The sequence below is a fragment of the uncultured Stenotrophomonas sp. genome (genome assembly GCF_945952405.1).
Taxonomy (GTDB): Bacteria; Pseudomonadota; Gammaproteobacteria; order Xanthomonadales; family Xanthomonadaceae; genus Stenotrophomonas.
Map to the genome: position 1 here is coordinate 49,404 of NZ_CAMFIA010000005.1, position 14,118 is coordinate 63,521.

Annotated in this window: 16 protein-coding genes and 1 riboswitch; of the genes, 9 read left to right on the plus strand and 7 right to left on the minus strand. The window is 66.3% G+C overall.

Annotated elements, in window-relative coordinates; genetic code table 11:
• The first annotated feature begins 128 nt into the window (after positions 1–128).
• Positions 129–779 (plus strand): hypothetical protein, encoded by a 651-nt coding sequence (locus Q0P60_RS06680; RefSeq protein WP_294990048.1) that lies wholly within the window; start codon positions 129–131, stop codon positions 777–779.
• 115 nt (positions 780–894) lie between these two features.
• A complete protein-coding gene (locus tag Q0P60_RS06685) occupies positions 895–2,025 on the plus strand; it encodes a helix-turn-helix domain-containing protein (protein WP_294990051.1) in 1,131 nt (376 codons plus the stop codon).
• Here the strand turns inward: Q0P60_RS06685 and Q0P60_RS06690 are convergent.
• The 5 genes from Q0P60_RS06690 to Q0P60_RS06710 all read right to left on the minus strand — a co-directional run bounded on the left by Q0P60_RS06690 (position 2,011) and on the right by Q0P60_RS06710 (position 6,792).
• Positions 2,011–2,655 carry a DUF2306 domain-containing protein gene (locus Q0P60_RS06690; RefSeq protein ID WP_294990054.1) on the minus strand — a complete coding sequence of 215 codons (645 nt, stop codon included), beginning with the start codon at positions 2,653–2,655 and terminating at the stop codon, positions 2,011–2,013. The two genes, Q0P60_RS06685 and Q0P60_RS06690, sit on opposite strands and share 15 nt — an antisense overlap.
• A gap of 120 nt (positions 2,656–2,775) precedes the next feature.
• Complete coding sequence (locus Q0P60_RS06695; protein WP_294990057.1) at positions 2,776–3,846, minus strand: serine hydrolase domain-containing protein; 1,071 nt, start codon at positions 3,844–3,846, stop codon at positions 2,776–2,778.
• Positions 3,847–4,144: 298 nt separating this feature from the next.
• Positions 4,145–4,831 (minus strand): hypothetical protein, encoded by a 687-nt coding sequence (locus Q0P60_RS06700; protein WP_294990608.1) that lies wholly within the window; start codon positions 4,829–4,831, stop codon positions 4,145–4,147.
• A 171-nt stretch (positions 4,832–5,002) separates the two neighbouring features.
• Positions 5,003–5,275 carry a hypothetical protein gene (locus Q0P60_RS06705; protein WP_012509703.1) on the minus strand — a complete coding sequence of 91 codons (273 nt, stop codon included), beginning with the start codon at positions 5,273–5,275 and terminating at the stop codon, positions 5,003–5,005.
• A gap of 494 nt (positions 5,276–5,769) precedes the next feature.
• Positions 5,770–6,792: a hypothetical protein gene (locus Q0P60_RS06710; protein WP_294990061.1), complete on the minus strand. Its 1,023-nt coding sequence runs from the start codon at positions 6,790–6,792 to the stop codon at positions 5,770–5,772.
• Positions 6,793–7,146: 354 nt separating this feature from the next.
• On the opposite strand from Q0P60_RS06710, the gene Q0P60_RS06715 reads away from it, so the two are divergent.
• The 7 genes from Q0P60_RS06715 to Q0P60_RS06745 all read left to right on the plus strand — a co-directional run bounded on the left by Q0P60_RS06715 (position 7,147) and on the right by Q0P60_RS06745 (position 11,063).
• Positions 7,147–7,722, plus strand: coding sequence for an Ax21 family protein (locus Q0P60_RS06715; protein ID WP_294990064.1), 576 nt, complete (start codon positions 7,147–7,149; stop codon positions 7,720–7,722).
• A gap of 123 nt (positions 7,723–7,845) precedes the next feature.
• On the plus strand, positions 7,846–8,613 hold the full coding sequence (locus Q0P60_RS06720; protein WP_294990068.1) for a helix-turn-helix domain-containing protein: 768 nt from the start codon (positions 7,846–7,848) through the stop codon (positions 8,611–8,613).
• A 68-nt stretch (positions 8,614–8,681) separates the two neighbouring features.
• The gene (locus Q0P60_RS06725; RefSeq protein WP_294990070.1) at positions 8,682–9,050 is read left to right on the plus strand and encodes a VOC family protein; all 369 of its coding nucleotides are present in this window, start codon (positions 8,682–8,684) and stop codon (positions 9,048–9,050) included.
• A gap of 124 nt (positions 9,051–9,174) precedes the next feature.
• On the plus strand, positions 9,175–10,149 hold the full coding sequence (locus Q0P60_RS06730; RefSeq protein WP_294990073.1) for a Dyp-type peroxidase: 975 nt from the start codon (positions 9,175–9,177) through the stop codon (positions 10,147–10,149).
• 31 nt (positions 10,150–10,180) lie between these two features.
• Positions 10,181–10,330 (plus strand): hypothetical protein, encoded by a 150-nt coding sequence (locus tag Q0P60_RS06735; RefSeq protein WP_294990076.1) that lies wholly within the window; start codon positions 10,181–10,183, stop codon positions 10,328–10,330.
• Between the two features lie 24 nt (positions 10,331–10,354).
• Positions 10,355–10,525: a hypothetical protein gene (locus Q0P60_RS06740; RefSeq protein ID WP_294990079.1), complete on the plus strand. Its 171-nt coding sequence runs from the start codon at positions 10,355–10,357 to the stop codon at positions 10,523–10,525.
• Positions 10,526–10,649: 124 nt separating this feature from the next.
• Positions 10,650–11,063 carry a hypothetical protein gene (locus Q0P60_RS06745; RefSeq protein WP_294990081.1) on the plus strand — a complete coding sequence of 138 codons (414 nt, stop codon included), beginning with the start codon at positions 10,650–10,652 and terminating at the stop codon, positions 11,061–11,063.
• A 65-nt stretch (positions 11,064–11,128) separates the two neighbouring features.
• Here Q0P60_RS06745 and pnuC read toward each other — a convergent pair whose 3' ends face one another.
• Entirely contained in the window at positions 11,129–11,701 is a 573-nt protein-coding gene (gene pnuC, locus Q0P60_RS06750; RefSeq protein WP_294990083.1) for a nicotinamide riboside transporter PnuC, read from the minus strand.
• An 8-nt stretch (positions 11,702–11,709) separates the two neighbouring features.
• The gene (locus Q0P60_RS06755) at positions 11,710–13,899 is read right to left on the minus strand and encodes a TonB-dependent siderophore receptor (RefSeq protein WP_294990086.1); all 2,190 of its coding nucleotides are present in this window, start codon (positions 13,897–13,899) and stop codon (positions 11,710–11,712) included.
• 70 nt (positions 13,900–13,969) lie between these two features.
• A riboswitch (TPP riboswitch) is annotated at positions 13,970–14,065 on the minus strand.
• Between the last annotated feature and the right edge of the window lie 53 nt (positions 14,066–14,118).

A 14,118-nucleotide genomic window follows, 5' to 3' on the forward strand; every position in this document is an offset into this window, starting at 1 on the left:
TCCGCGGTGGCGGCTGCCTGCCGCCACCGCCACCGGCACAGCGGGCCCCACGTCCGTACAATCAGCTGCCCGGCAGGTGCGCGCTGCGCACCGGTGATGGACATCGAATGGACGGAGCAGGGCAGGGAATGAAGATTCGAACGATGGGCATGTCATGGATGGTTGCACTGCTGGCGGCCTGCGGGCAGGCACCGGCGGCGGCCGACGCCCCTGCCGCCACCGCAACGGCCACGGAGTCCGCTGGCGAACCGTCCATCGAAGCGGGTGTGGATCCCTCGGTGTGGGACAACGAAGGCGAGCCGGAAAGCGAGCCGCCACCGCCACCCAACACGGAGCTGACCTGCGCCGACAATCCGCTGGCGACCTACTTCTTCACCCTGGTCGGCGGCAACAGTGTGGACGATTGCGGGCGCAAGGATCCGAAGGTGCTGGCCGCGTTCGACACGCTGATGAAGGGCACACAGCAGGCCGAGTCCTCCGACACGGAGATCAAGCCCCTGCGCGCGCGCCTGCTCAGTGGCCCCAGCGCGCCGGGCCAGCCGCACACGCTGCAGGACGGAACGTGGTGGCTGTATACCGCCTGCCAGGCGCACCAGTGCCCGAGCACCGCGCTGGTGATGCTGTATTCGCCGACGCAGTCGAAGATGGTCGGTCGCCTGACCGCGCGCTGCAGGGTGTGGTGGCTGGGCGAGCCCGACGCGGCGCAGCGTGCGCTGATCGAGCAGGAGCGGCCGCTGGACGAAGCGATGCTGAAGGAAGAGGGCGATACCTGCGAGTAGGCGGCGGTAGTGTGGGCAATGGCTTCGGCCACGCCCCTGCCGTTCGTCCTGTTCTTGTACCGGGAAACCGGCTGCTAAGCTCGCAGGCCAATCCGTTGCCGATCGGCCTCCCTGCATGGTGTCCTGGACCGTCGTCGTTGCCATTGGATCCGCACAGGCGGCGTTGCTGGCGCTGTGGCGCCGCCCGGTCAACCGCGTGGCCAACCGGGTACTGGCGGTCTGGATCGCGCTGATCGGCCTCGACCTGGCGGTGAAGGCGATGTACTGGTCCGGCCCGGACAGCGGCCCAGGCGCCGGCCTGTTCAAGGCCTATCGCCTGGTCGGGCTGTTCCCCTTCCTGTATGGCAGCCTGTTCTACCTCTACATCAAGGCCCTTACCGGGGCGAAGGCGCTGGGGTGGCGCGACAGCGTGCATCTGGCGGGCTTCGTCATCGTGGCGATCCTGCACCTGGGCTTCTTCTTCCACGATCTGCTGCCTGCGGGCAGCGTGTTCGCGCGCCACCTTTCGGGGCCCGCTGAAACCGAACGGCTGCGCTTCGACATCGCGCTGTATGCCTACAGCCTGTCGTACGTGATCGCAGGACTGGTCCAGGTCGGTCGCTACCGGCGTGGACTGCGGCAGCAGCGGTCGGATGCCGACCGGATGTCGCTGCACTGGATCGATGCGATGGCGATCTCGCAGATCGTCATCTGGTCCATCGCCACCCTGCACTGGCTGGTCAAGCTTCCCTGGGTCGACTACCCGTTGATCTATGGTGCGGTCACCGCGTGGGTGTTCGTGGTGGGCTATCTCAGTCTCAGCCAGGGTGCGGTGACGGTGGTTGAGCGGGTACCCGCACCGGCCCAGCCCGAGGCGATACCGGCCGCTGACGACCCGCGCTTTCCCGAGATCGAAGCGCGCCTGTCGCAGCTGATGACGGAGCATCAGCTGTTCCGCGAGCCGGCGCTTGCCATCGGCCAGCTGGCCAAGCGCAGCGGCTACCCCGAGTACCTGGTGTCGGCCGTCATCAACCGCCGCTTCGGCGAGAACTTCTGGGAATACATCAATCGCCTGCGCATTGAAGCGGCGTCCGGCCATCTGGCCGATGCCGGCGATGGCCGGACCATCCTGGATATCGCCTATGCCTGTGGCTTCACCTCGAAGTCGACCTTCAATGCGGCGTTCAAGCGCCAGCTGGGTGAAACCCCCAGTGCCTTCCGCAGGCATCACGCGCGGGCAGACGTGCCGGCGTCATCGAACGGCTGAAAGCACCTCCGCGGGTCGCCGTCGAGGCCACCGCAGGACCGTCTCGCAGACGGCAAGGTTGAACAGCCAGCATCCCCAGGCAGCCACCAGGTAGACGGTGGGGAACGGCAGATGCAGCACGCCCAGCCCGATACCCAGGATCAGGCGCAGCGTCACCGCCGAGGCGGTGAGTGCGATGCTGCGCCACATCCATTGCCGGTGCTGGGCCAGATGGCCGGCAAGCGCATGGCCGATGCCGATGCCGGTTGTGACCAGCCAGGCCAGTGCGAGCAGGGCAAAGGCGATGCGGGTGGGTGCTCCGCCTTCGGCGTGCACGGCCAGGGACAAGCCCCCGAGCCCCGCGATCAGCACCCCGCCCGCGTACAGGCCGCCGCCCAGGCGGTGCAGCTGCGGGACGCGTCGCCGCACCCATGCGCTCATCTGCAGCGGCGCCAGCAGCAGGGCCAGGCCGCCGCCGAACAGGTGGGCGGGTACGTCCAGGCCCGACGCGGCAAACTTGATCTGCAGGGTGTTGCTGGCCTGCGGCTGGCCGTGCAGGAAGGTGAACGCGTAGGCGGCCACGGCGGCACAGAGCAGGGTGAACAGCACGCCGGCAGACCAGCGCGCCGCAGGATGGAACCGGTGTGGCATCTCGGACTCTCATGTGGGCGATCGAGGCCCGAGCATGCGTGCGGGGTATGGCAATGGCGTCCGGATCGGCGGAGTCGTACCTGGAAAGGGCGCTGCCGTTGGACAGCACCGGCGGTGTGACTACTTTATTTCCGGGAACGCGGCGTCTTCGCCGTAGACAATCCCCACCACGGCTTTCAGGAACGCATCGGTTGGAATGCGCTCGCCATTGGTTGCGTAGGCGATCGACACCTCATCGTCCGGGTTGTAGATGACCCGTGCATGGGAGCCGAGCACGTCGCCGCCGTGGCCAACAAAGCGATGCGTCCCGTATGGGAACGCCGCCAGCCCGCGTCCCCAGCCGTTGCCCGGCGCCGGCAGCATCTGCTCCAGGGAGTCCCGGCGCAGGATCCGGTACTGGAACAGGCGGTTGATCAGCACATTGAGATCGCGCGTGGTGCTGGCGATGTCACCCACGCCGATCACATTGGCGTAGTCGATATCCTTGATCTCCGTCCAGGTCCCCGTGAATGCGTAGGACCGGAAGGTGTTGACGGGGGGCGAGCCCGCCGAGGCGAAATCCAGCAGGTCCAGCGGCTGCGCGATCTCCTGCGCGACGATGTCGTGGTAGTCGCGCCCGTAGCGCTGCTCCAGGATCATGCGCAACAGGAAGTAGGCGGAGTTGGAGTAGGCCGTGCGCTCGCCGGGCTCGAAGGCAATGCCCTGCCTGCGGATCTCCTGCAGGATCTCCTGCTGGCTGACCGGGTCGACCACCCACACCGCACCATCGCGGATCGCGAAATTGCCGAGGCCGCTGGAATGCGCCAGCAGGTGCCTGATCGTGATGGCCTGCGCCGACGGCATCCCGGGCAGGAAGTCCGACAGCCGGTTGTCCAGGCCCAGGCGCCCTTCCTCAATCAGCTTGAACGCCAGGATCGCGGTCACCAGCTTGGTGACGGAGGCGATCTGGTACCTGCTGTTGTCATCGTAGGCAACGCCAGGCAGATTCTTCTGTCCGAAGCTCCTGGCATAGACCTGCTCGCCGCCCTTGAAGATCGACAGGCTGCCGATACCGCCATTGTTGGCTTCCACATGGCTGAGGAACGCGTCCAGCCGTTGCGGGTGGACCCCCGGCGACGATACAGGAGCCGAATGCACGCCGGGTGCAAGCATGAGCGCCGGAAGCAACAACAGCACTGCCCACTTCTTCATCTTGTCCGCCTGGAGCCCGATGCCTGGTTGCCGGTGTGGCGTGATTGCCGCGACCTGCGGTGCAATCGGCCTGCTTCAAGGGGGACGCGTCTGCGTGCGCAGAACCTGCCAGTGCTCAGCGCGCACGCCGACGCTTCACGGCCGCTCAGGATCCACGGATTCGATTCCGCAACGCTCGACCCTGAATCTGGTCGCCCCCATGCGTTGCCTGGCTGATCTTAGGGGCGACCGCTGCGGCCCACAAGCGGCGACGGGTGGTGGGCACGGAATGCCCGCAGTCATCTACCGGCAGAGGATGTCACTTGCTGGCGTGCTGGGTGCCGGCGTCCGCATCGCCCTGCGCATCCCCGCGACTCTGCGCAAATGCGGGGAATGTCTTCGCGATCGAGTCCTTGTCCGGCAGGATGTAGAACACACCGCCCTTCTCGAACGTGGACTGCACGATCTGTTGGTAGAAAGCGGGCGAGACATTGATGCAGCCGTGGGTGACGCGGTTGTCATCCGGCGTCGAGCTGGCCAATCGTTCGGCACGCTTCTCTTTCGGGCTGCCCGGCGGCAGCGGGTGCAGCGAGACCGCGGAATCGTAGTCCACCCACAGCACGCGCCCGGCATCGTCGGAGGGGCCGTAGCCGCCGATGAAGCGGCCGGCAGGCGTGGTGCGGTCGTGGCCGGGGATCGCGCTCAATGCGAGCTTGGCGACGCCAGGTGCAGAGTGATCGCCGATCGCCGAGCCAAACAGCGCCGGTGCCGCGCCGCGCAGCTTGCCGTCGCCGCCGAAGACCAGAACCTGCGCCGCCGCCTTGTCCATGATCGCAAACGGATAGCCCTGGTTGTCCTTGCTGGCGACCACCCAGCCAGCCAGCTCGATCACTGTCTCCGACACCTTCTGGTCGGCGGGAAGTTCATCGGCCGCCGTTACCGTGGGCGCAGGCGCATCCTTGTCCCTGGCATGGACGACACCGCTGCATGCCACTGCCAGTGTCATGGCCAGGGCGGCAGGGAGGGCGCGGCGTGCAGGGGAGGAGGAAGTACGAATGGGACGGCTCCTTGCAATGAGACCGTGGGTGGAAGGACGCCAGTGGCCGGCGAAGGCCACTGGTTCCCGATACAGAGATGGATCAATTCAAGTGGATCAATTCAAACGGTGAGGGAGCGATTACCCGCGCGGCTTGCGGCCGGCAGGCGCCCTTTCAAGCTGCTGGACGCGACCTTCGATCTGGTCCAGGCGCTGGTTGGCCTGCTGCGCGGACTGGTTGGCGGACTCCGCGCTCTGCGCGGCGCCCTGAACCTTTACGTCGAGCTGATCGAGACGTGAGTTGATGGTTGCAAACTCGTTCTTGTAAGAGGCGCAAGCGCCAAGGCTCACGGTGGCGATGAGCGCCACGCTGAGTGCACGGGCCATCTTCATGTGTTGCGAGGTCAGTTTCATTCCACTCCCTCCTTCGTCTGGGGAAGCTGGAATATAGCGGCGTTTGTTCCCGCCGCTACCAAGGCCTTTCAGCTGGAATTTGAATAGGTGGAAGGGCTGTGAAGCCTGCTTCTGACCCCGCATTAACAAGCGGGATCAGGCGAGCTGATCCACGCCGGCCGAGCGCCTTGCGCCCGTTCAAAAGTGCCAATTCATCAGTATGAAGCCGATGTCACCTTGGCTGCTTCCGAGGGCGTTTGCCGGTCGTGCACAACGGCTGCCATCTGCTCAGCTCCAGTGCCGGTGCCGTGTCCCGGTGCCGGCATCCCAGCTGGCTGCGTTGGAGGTCTTCCGCGTGCTCGGCGGTCCCTGCGTGCAGCTTCACCTGCGACGCGACGATCGAGTCAAGCTCGGTCTCGCGCGCGATGGGGTACTCCAAGGTCGGAATTGCCAGGGGCGATCCGAAGCACGGATGCGCCACACGGAATCGTCGACGTGGCTGTCACCTTCCATCGTCAGTTGCTCACGCCGCTCTCCAGTGAGGTCCACAGCGACCCCATGCTGGCGCTCAGCTCCTGGGCCCGTGGCCTGGTAACGGTATGCACCTGGTTGGAGTCACTCGCAATCTCCGATTCCGTGCCCGCCAGACGCTCCAGGGCCGATGCACGCAGGTGCTCCAGGAAGCTGAGCATGAGAGGACGGATAAATGCACTCTCTGTGTTTACATCCGCGAACGGCGGCGCTTCGGTTTGCAGCGCGCAATGATCCAGAATCGCTTGGAATCCTCCGTCCATGAATGCGATCAATCGATTGGTTGGCAAGTGGTAACCATCCGATGGCGCAGCAAAGCCCTTGAATGCTGTCGAAAGCAGTAGCGCCGCAGACACCAAGGCCTCGGCAATCGAACACCAGTCTGTTGGCCTGCGCTTGTTGGACCAGGCCTTATGGGAGACGAAAGTGGAGCCCGCAAGGTAGTCGGCCTGATACTCCAATGCGCGCCGATCAACCGCCGCAGTTTCCCCCCATTCGAGCTCGCAGTGGTTGCACAGTACATGCGCGAGCTCGTGGAAGTACAGCAGATACGTCGCATCCAAAGCGGTTCTATACGCGACGGGTGTGACTTCGCCTGGCCGCATGTGCCCACTCAAGACATCCTGCTCGGCCAGCACACGTGACGGGTGGGCGCGTTCGGCGGGATGCCATATCTCATGAGCCATCGCGAGCAGGACAATCGGTGCGCCGACTGAAATTTCAATAAGGTAGTCGTGGCCGTCGGCGAACAACTTTAGTGCACCCGCGTTGAAGGTCTCGCCGCGTGCCCAACGCAAGGTAAGCGAACCACGGCCGTTGAATCTGGGGACTGTTGCTTGGGTCAGCCGTTCGAGGATGGCAGTCGCCTGCTCGAGCAGCGCCTCGGCGGCCCGCATCTGACCTTCCGAGAGTTCCGGTTGAAGGAACTCTCGGACGTCGGCGCTACTGAGCGCCCCTGGTAGTGAGACCAACGCGGAGGCGGGTTGCCATGCGTTCTCGGTGATCACTCGGTTGGCCTCGGGTCATTCATTGGGGGCCAGAGAGGATAGCCCGGTCGCACGGGTGATCGGCGGGTGCGAACGTGGCAGTGCCGGCGCCGGCGCCGGCGTCGCGATGGCCGTCGTGCTGCGCTGATGCCGAAGTGGTTTCTCTGTCCGCCTGCAACGTTGTCGTGGCCACAGATCCGCGTGCAGACGTCGGCCGGAGTTCCCTGAACGGGAGCCATATTTATACACCAGTCAGTTCAATATTCAGGGTCGATTAGACCCCCTAACGGATAATTCACACCTGTCGACCGCCTCCTCTCTCTCCCCCTCCCGGGAGGCGGTCGACGAAACCAAAATAATTAAAGGTGTGTCCCGATGAACAAGAATTCGCTGCTTGCCCTGGGTCTTCTGGCTGCTCTGCCGTTCGCTGCATCGGCAACCGACGGCCTGTCGTACAACTACGTTGAAGGCGGCTACGTGAACACCGATGCCAAGGGCGGCGACGCCGACGGCTGGAAGGTGAAGGGTTCCGTGGCGGTGCACCCGAACTTCCACATCTTCGGCGACTACAGCGCGCAGGAGACCGACAAGTTCAAGAATGACGTCGACCAGTGGCGCATCGGCGCCGGCTACAACTATGGCATCGCACCGAACACCGACCTGGTGGCCCGTGTTGCGTACCAGAAGTTCGACATGAAGCACGGCCTGGACTTCAACGGCTACTCGACTGAAGTCGGCGTGCGCACCGCGTTCAATCCGTACGTGGAAGGCTACGTGATGGCCGGTTACGAGGATTACTTCAAGAAGCACGGCGTGAACCCGGACGGCGAGTTCTACGGCCGCGTCGGCGCCACCGCCAAGTTCAACCAGAACTGGGGCCTGACCGGCGAAGTGAAGCTGGCCAAGGCCGGCGACCGCGAGTGGTTCGTGGGCCCGCGCTTCACCTGGTAACAAACGCCTGTCGTTAGTGCGTGTTGTGCTGGCGTGTGACTCTCTCTCTCTCCCACACGCCAACCGAAGCCCGGCCTCGCGCCGGGCTTCACTTTTTTGGGCACCGTGGCGCCACAATGCGGCATGGGCGACCCTTCCTCCCTTGCTGGCACCGGCAGCGCCTATCAGGAACACCTGGCGCCGGCGTCGCTGTGCGGTCACTTCGGTCAGCTGTGGCAGAGCCAGCTTCCCGCAGATGCGGAGGGGCACGTCACGGTGCTGCCCGATGGCTGCGTGGATGTTCTCTGGCGTGATGGCACGTTGTTCGTGGTCGGTCCGGACCGGGTCGCCGCACATCCGGCGCTGGCGCCCGGTGCACAGGTGCTGGGGGCGCGCTTCCGTCCCGGCCAGGCATTGGCGGCGCTGGGCCTGCCCTTGGCCGGCATCATCGGCCAGGCGGTGCCATTGGCCGAGCTGAAGGGCCGGTGGGCACTACAGGCGGCAGCGTCCATCGGTGATACCCCACCTGCCGAGCGGCTGCAGCGGTTCGCGCAGTGCCTGCGGCCGCACTTCGCTACCGCAGCGGTCGATCTGCACGCGCAGCGTGCGCATGCCCTGTTCCAGGCACTGGCGCGTGGCGATGCCGGCCTCGATGCGCTGGCGGCGCGCTTGAACCTGAGCCCGCGCAGCCTGCGGCGTTTCAGCCAGTCGCAGTTCGGCTACGGCGCCAAGACGCTGGAGCGGATCCTGCGGCTGCAACGCTTCCTGCGCCAGAGCCGCGCGCTGCCACAGCATTCATTGAGCATGCTCGCCGCCGAGGCCGGCTATGCCGACCAGGCCCATCTCAGCCGCGAGGCCCGTGAGCTTGCGGGCCTGACCGCGCGCGCGCTGCGGTTGGAATGGGGGCGCTGATGGCCGTTTCATTCAAGACCGTGGACCGGATCTGACCGACGCTGGCGTTCCAACCACGGAGCCAAGCCATGAGCCATGCCGCTGTCCACGATGCCGAACGCCGCATCGACAACATCGAATTCAACGTCGCCGACATCGCCCGCAGCAAGCGCTTCTACGCTGATGTATTCGGTTGGCGTTTCACCGATTACGGTCCGGCCTACACCGAATTCGACGATGGCCGCCTCAAGGGCGGCTTCGTCGCCGACGCGCCGGTACAGGCGCAGGGTGGACCGTTGGTGATCATCTACTGCGCGGCGCTGGCGGATGCGCAGCAGCGCGTGGTCAGCGCCGGCGGTGAGGTGGTGCAGCCGGTATTCGCGTTCCCCGGTGGCCGGCGCTTCCACTTCCGCGATCTGGATGGCTACGAACTGGCGGTCTGGAGCGACGTCGGCTGAGCAGGCCTTCGCGTTCGCCGGTGCGCGGAGTGAGAACCGCTCCGTCGCCGGCCAGGGGCTTCGGCTATGATCGCCCGCACATCGCCCTGCGCGATGCGCCCGCCTCAAGCCAGCAGGAACTGCCGTGAACTCCCAGCCCGCACCGATCACCGCCCTCAACCACACGCTCGACAACGAGCCGCAGCAGATCACCGCTCCGCTGACCCATTCGGCAGCGTTCCTGGTGCTGAAGGTGAAGGATGACGAGGCGTCGATCGCCAAGGCGCGCGAGGTGCTGGCCAGCACCGATGACCTGATCAAGAACACCGCCATCCGCGAGATTGAGCGCACCTTCACCTGCAACGTGGCCATTGGCCACCGGGTGTGGCAGCCGTTGGTGGGCAGTACGCCGCCGCGTGAGCTGAAGCCGTTCCGCGAGATCAAGGGTGCCACCCACACCGCGGTGTCCACTCCGGGCGACCTGCTGTACCACATCCGCGCGCGCACCATGGACCTGATCGTGGCGTTCGAGCGCAACCTGCTGATGGCCTTCGGCGATGCAGTGGAAACGGTCGATGACGTGGCCGGCTTCCGCTACTTCGATGGCCGCGACCTGCTCGACTTCGTCGATGGCACTGCCAACCCGGAAGGGCTGTCGCTGCCGGAAGCCACCATCGTGGGTGACGAAGATCCGGACCATGCCGGGGGCAGCTACGTGGTGGTGCAGAAGTACCTGCACAACCTCGATGCCTGGCGCGCACAGAAGACCGAGGCGCAGGAAGCGATCATCGGCCGCACCAAGCATGACAACATTGAGCTGGACGATGCGCCGGCCGATGCGCAGAAGTCGCACAAGACGCTGTGCACCATCGAGGATGCCGACGGCGAGCACGAGATCCTGCGTGACAACATGCCGTTCGCCAACCCGGGCCGCGGCGAGTACGGCACCTATTTCATCGGCTACACGCGGCACCTGTGGGTGATCGAGCGCATGCTCGAGCGCATGTTCATCGGCAATCCGGCGCCCCTGCATGACCGCATCCTCGATTTCTCCACCGCCACCACCGGCGTGACCTTCTTTGCACCCTCGCGCAAGGTCCTGGCGGATCTGGGCGCATGATCAGCACCCCATCCATGCAACGGGAGGACGCATGTCTGCCTTGAAGGGATTCTCCGCAGCTGCGTTGCTGGCCGGCATCGCCGGCTGCTCGACGGCGCCTGGCCTGCTTGAACAGGCGCCGGAGTCATTTGGTTCCTCGAAGTCGGTGCAACAGGTCACCGTGTGCCTGTCGCAGGCGTGAACCCAGCGCAACAAGGTCGTGCGCGTGCTGCCCACCGAAACCGGGCAGCGCATCGTCATCGACAATCCGGTGAACCATGGGGTGATTGCCATTGTCGAGCTCGCCGCTGCCCCGGCTGGAACGTCCGTACGCTACTGGAAGGGCGCAGGCCTCACCGGCTGGACGCGGGATGATCTGAAGGCCTGCCTGGGCTGATCGACGGCAATCGCCTGCAGTCGTGCAGGCTGCACCCCGCGCGCGTGGCAACCCGGGCCCGCCATCTGCCTGTCATCTGCGACGCCGACCATGGCGCGCTGGATGGGAGCGCGGGAGGCAGGTGATGGCCATGACAGGGAACAGGACCGGCGTGCGTCGCTGGTGGCGGCCGTTGGCCGCGTTGTTCGGCGCGCTGGCACTGGGGAGTGCCAGCGTTTCCGCGCAGGAAGCACCTGCGCACTGGATGGCCTATGCCGCCGCCGTCGGTGGCCAGCTGCAGCAGCGCCTGCAGCAGGAGCAGGATCCGCAGGCGCAGCGTGTGCTGGAATGGCTGCAGGCGCATCCGGACACGCCGACGCCGCTGCCGGTAAGCGTGTGGATCGCGGCAGATGGCCGCATCTCGAAACTGGAATTCGACAGCCTGGGTGACCGGCAGGTCGACGCGGCGCTGCGTGCGACGCTGCAGGCCGCGCCATTGCAGGCGGGACCGCCGGCGGACATGCGCCAGCCGCTGCGCCTGGGCCTGGTCCTCCAGTAGAGCCACTCCCTGCGTGGCTGGGCCTCCGGTGGCCCCTCAGCCACGCAGGGCGTGGCTCTACTGGATCAACGCATCGGCGCCACCTGCGGCTCGCGCGCGGCCGCGCTCCACGCACGCAGGCCGAACACGGCCAGGCCGAGGAAGAACACGTACAGCGCCGCGGTCACGTGCAGCGACTTGAACAGGTACGCGCCCACATAGACCACGTCCACCGCGATCCACACCCACCAGCAGGCCACGTGGCGGCGTGCCTGCCACCACTGCCCGACCAGGCTCAGCGCAGTCAGCATCGCGTCCAGCCACGGCAGCGCGGCATCGGTGAAGGTATGCATGCCGGCGCCGAGCGCCACGCCGCCGCACAGGCCGATGGCCAGGTCGCGCAGCAGCGTGCCGCGTGCCAGCGGCACGATGCGCACGCTGCCCTCGTCGGCGGCATGCTGGCGCCAGTTGAGCCAGCCATAGACCAGGAAGCCACCGAACGCGACCTGCAGCAGGGTGTCCGAGTACAGCTTGGCCTCGGCGAACACCCACCCATACAACGCGACCGACAGCAGGCCGACCGGCCACGCCACCAGCCGGCGCCTGGCCATCAGCCAGACACCGAGGATGCTGCACAGCGCGGCGGTCCACTCCAGCATCACGCCGCTCACAGCGCGAACGTCACCGACAGGCGTGCCTGTCGCGGTGCGCCCGGGAACAGGTAGTAGTCACCACCGCTGCTGCCGGTGTCGCGCCAGTAGAAACGGTTGAACACGTTGTCCACCGACAGGTTCCAGGTCACCGCGCGCTCGTGCAGGCGATGCTGGAAACGCAGGCCGGCATCGAACACCGAGTAGTCCGGCGCGCGCACGCCGCCATCGGCCCGGGCGACGTTGGCGCCGGCGTAGCGCCAGCCCCCGGTCACATCCAGGCCCTGCACGAACGGCAGCGCGTAGGCCAGGTGCACGCTGGCGCGTACCTTCGGCACGTTGACCAGCTGATGGCCTTCATAGGCGGGGGTGCCGGTGTCGCGCGCACGGGCCTGCAGCACGCTGGCACTGGCCACGATCTGCAGCGCCCCGGTCAGCTGGCCATTGGCAGTCAGCTCCAGGCCGGTATGGGTCTGGGTGCCTTCCTCGACGAAGGTGTAGCCGGCGTCGCTGTTGTCGGGCTGGGCGTACTGGTACGGCTGCGAGATGCGAAATACCGCCGCGCCGAGGGTCAGCGCCTCGACCGGCACGTACTTCACGCCCACTTCCAGCTGCCGCGACTGCACCGATGGCAGGAAGGTATCGGCATTGCTGGTCCAGAACGGCGCTTCCTGGCCGAGCGCGATGCCGCGCACGTAGCTGGCATAGACGTTGAGCTGGTCGCTGGCCTTCCACACCACGGCGGTCTGCGGCAGGAAGCGCGACAGGCGGCTGTGCCGCTGCGGCGTGCCGCGCTTGTCGTAGGCGCGCTCATCCAGGCGCACGAAGCGGCCACCGGCCAGCCACTGCCAGTCATCGCCGAAGCTCATCCGGTCCAGTGCGAAGAACGCGGTCTGGCGGCTGTCCAGGCGCCGCGCGGAGGGGCCCGGCATCTTCGGCGACGGCGCGAACACCGGGACCTGCGCATCGTGGATGTTGCTGGTGCCGACGTACTCGTTGACGCTCGGGCGCTTGTCCACGGTGCGGCGGAAGTAATCGGCGCCGACGGTCAGCTGGTGGCCGACGCTGCCGGTCTCGAAGCGGCCGTGCAGTTCGGCGCGGGCCTGCTGGTTGCGGCGGGTGTCGTCCGGGCTGCGGTAGTCGTAGACGTCGTAGTCGCCATTGGGCGCGAAGTAGTTGCCGGGTACGCTGCCATCGGCGCACTGCGCGGCGTAGTAGCAGCCGTAGGCGAAGGCGACGTTGTCATCGATCACCGAGCGGCTGTAACCCACCGAGACGCGTGACTGCCAGGCCTCGTTGAAATCGTAGGTATGCAGCGCGGTGATGTTGCTGCTGGCGATATCCACCGGGCGCTGCCACGGCTGGTAGCCGAGCAGGTGCTCGCGGTCGACGCCGCGCGGCAGCTCACGTGCGCCCAGCAGCTGGTAGCCGGACACCGACCGCTGCGAGCTGGTCTGGTAGTTGGCATCCACTTCCAGCTTGCCGCGCTCGCCGATCAGCCAGTCGGCGGCCAGCGAGTAGAAATTGCGGCGGCCGTCGGCGTGCTCGACATAGGAATTGCTGGAATCCCACGCGGCATTCACGCGCAGGCCGAAGCGCGGGGTGATCCAGTGGCCGACATCGACGGCCACATAGCGCGAGCCTTCCGAATCGGTGCCGAGCGTGGCGCTGCGCACCTCGGCCGGACGCTTGCCGATGTAGTTGATGATGCCGCCCGGCGCCATCACGCCTGCGGCCAGGCCGGCCTCACCCTTGAGGATCTCAACGGCCTGCACGTTTTCCAGCGCCAGGCGCTGCTCGCCGGCGATGGACAGCCCGTTGAAGCGGTAGCCGGTGGCGGCGTCCAGCGCGAAGCCGCGGATGGCGATGTTCTGGTAGTAGCCGACCGGCGCATACGCATCACCCAGCGAAGCATCGTTGCTGGCCAGCTCGGACAATGTGCGCACCTGGCGACGGTCGAGATAGTCGCGCGGCAGGACGTTCACCGAGGCCGGCGTGTCCTTCCAGCTGCCGCCGCCGAAGGCATTGACGCGCGAGGTATCAGGTGCCGGCTTGCCGGCCTGCACGCGTACCGCGGCCAGCTCGGTGGGCGAGCGCTCGGCACCGGTGGCGGCCACATCGGGGGAAGCATCGGCCTCGCTGGCGTGCAGCGGCAACGCGGCGCAGAGGGCGAGGGAGAGCAGGGTGGGGCGCAGGCAGCGGTTCATTCGTTTCGTCTTCGGACAACAAGGGAGACGAAGCGACGGCGCGCAGGTGCACCGGCCCATGACGGGGGTGTGGCTGCGGCTCAAAGCTCCCTACGCCGGTGCAAACCGGATCAGGTTCCAAGGGACTCTCTCAGCCTGGCAGATCCAGGCACCCCCGCTTCAGGTGACCATTTCACTACAAATGGTACGGATTTGCGAGCCGGCCCTGGTCAGGTCCGG

Coding starts and splice junctions, on each gene's coding strand:
- Q0P60_RS06680 (WP_294990048.1), top strand. CDS start 129: ATGAAGATTCGAACGATGGGCATGTCATGGATGGTTGCACTGCTGGCG.
- Q0P60_RS06685 (WP_294990051.1), top strand. CDS start 895: ATGGTGTCCTGGACCGTCGTCGTTGCCATTGGATCCGCACAGGCGGCG.
- Q0P60_RS06690 (WP_294990054.1), bottom strand. CDS start 2,655: ATGCCACACCGGTTCCATCCTGCGGCGCGCTGGTCTGCCGGCGTGCTG.
- Q0P60_RS06695 (WP_294990057.1), bottom strand. CDS start 3,846: ATGAAGAAGTGGGCAGTGCTGTTGTTGCTTCCGGCGCTCATGCTTGCA.
- Q0P60_RS06700 (WP_294990608.1), bottom strand. CDS start 4,831: ATGACACTGGCAGTGGCATGCAGCGGTGTCGTCCATGCCAGGGACAAG.
- Q0P60_RS06705 (WP_012509703.1), bottom strand. CDS start 5,275: ATGAAACTGACCTCGCAACACATGAAGATGGCCCGTGCACTCAGCGTG.
- Q0P60_RS06715 (WP_294990064.1), top strand. CDS start 7,147: ATGAACAAGAATTCGCTGCTTGCCCTGGGTCTTCTGGCTGCTCTGCCG.
- Q0P60_RS06720 (WP_294990068.1), top strand. CDS start 7,846: ATGGGCGACCCTTCCTCCCTTGCTGGCACCGGCAGCGCCTATCAGGAA.
- Q0P60_RS06725 (WP_294990070.1), top strand. CDS start 8,682: ATGAGCCATGCCGCTGTCCACGATGCCGAACGCCGCATCGACAACATC.
- Q0P60_RS06735 (WP_294990076.1), top strand. CDS start 10,181: ATGTCTGCCTTGAAGGGATTCTCCGCAGCTGCGTTGCTGGCCGGCATC.
- Q0P60_RS06745 (WP_294990081.1), top strand. CDS start 10,650: ATGGCCATGACAGGGAACAGGACCGGCGTGCGTCGCTGGTGGCGGCCG.
- pnuC (WP_294990083.1), bottom strand. CDS start 11,701: ATGCTGGAGTGGACCGCCGCGCTGTGCAGCATCCTCGGTGTCTGGCTG.
- Q0P60_RS06755 (WP_294990086.1), bottom strand. CDS start 13,899: ATGAACCGCTGCCTGCGCCCCACCCTGCTCTCCCTCGCCCTCTGCGCC.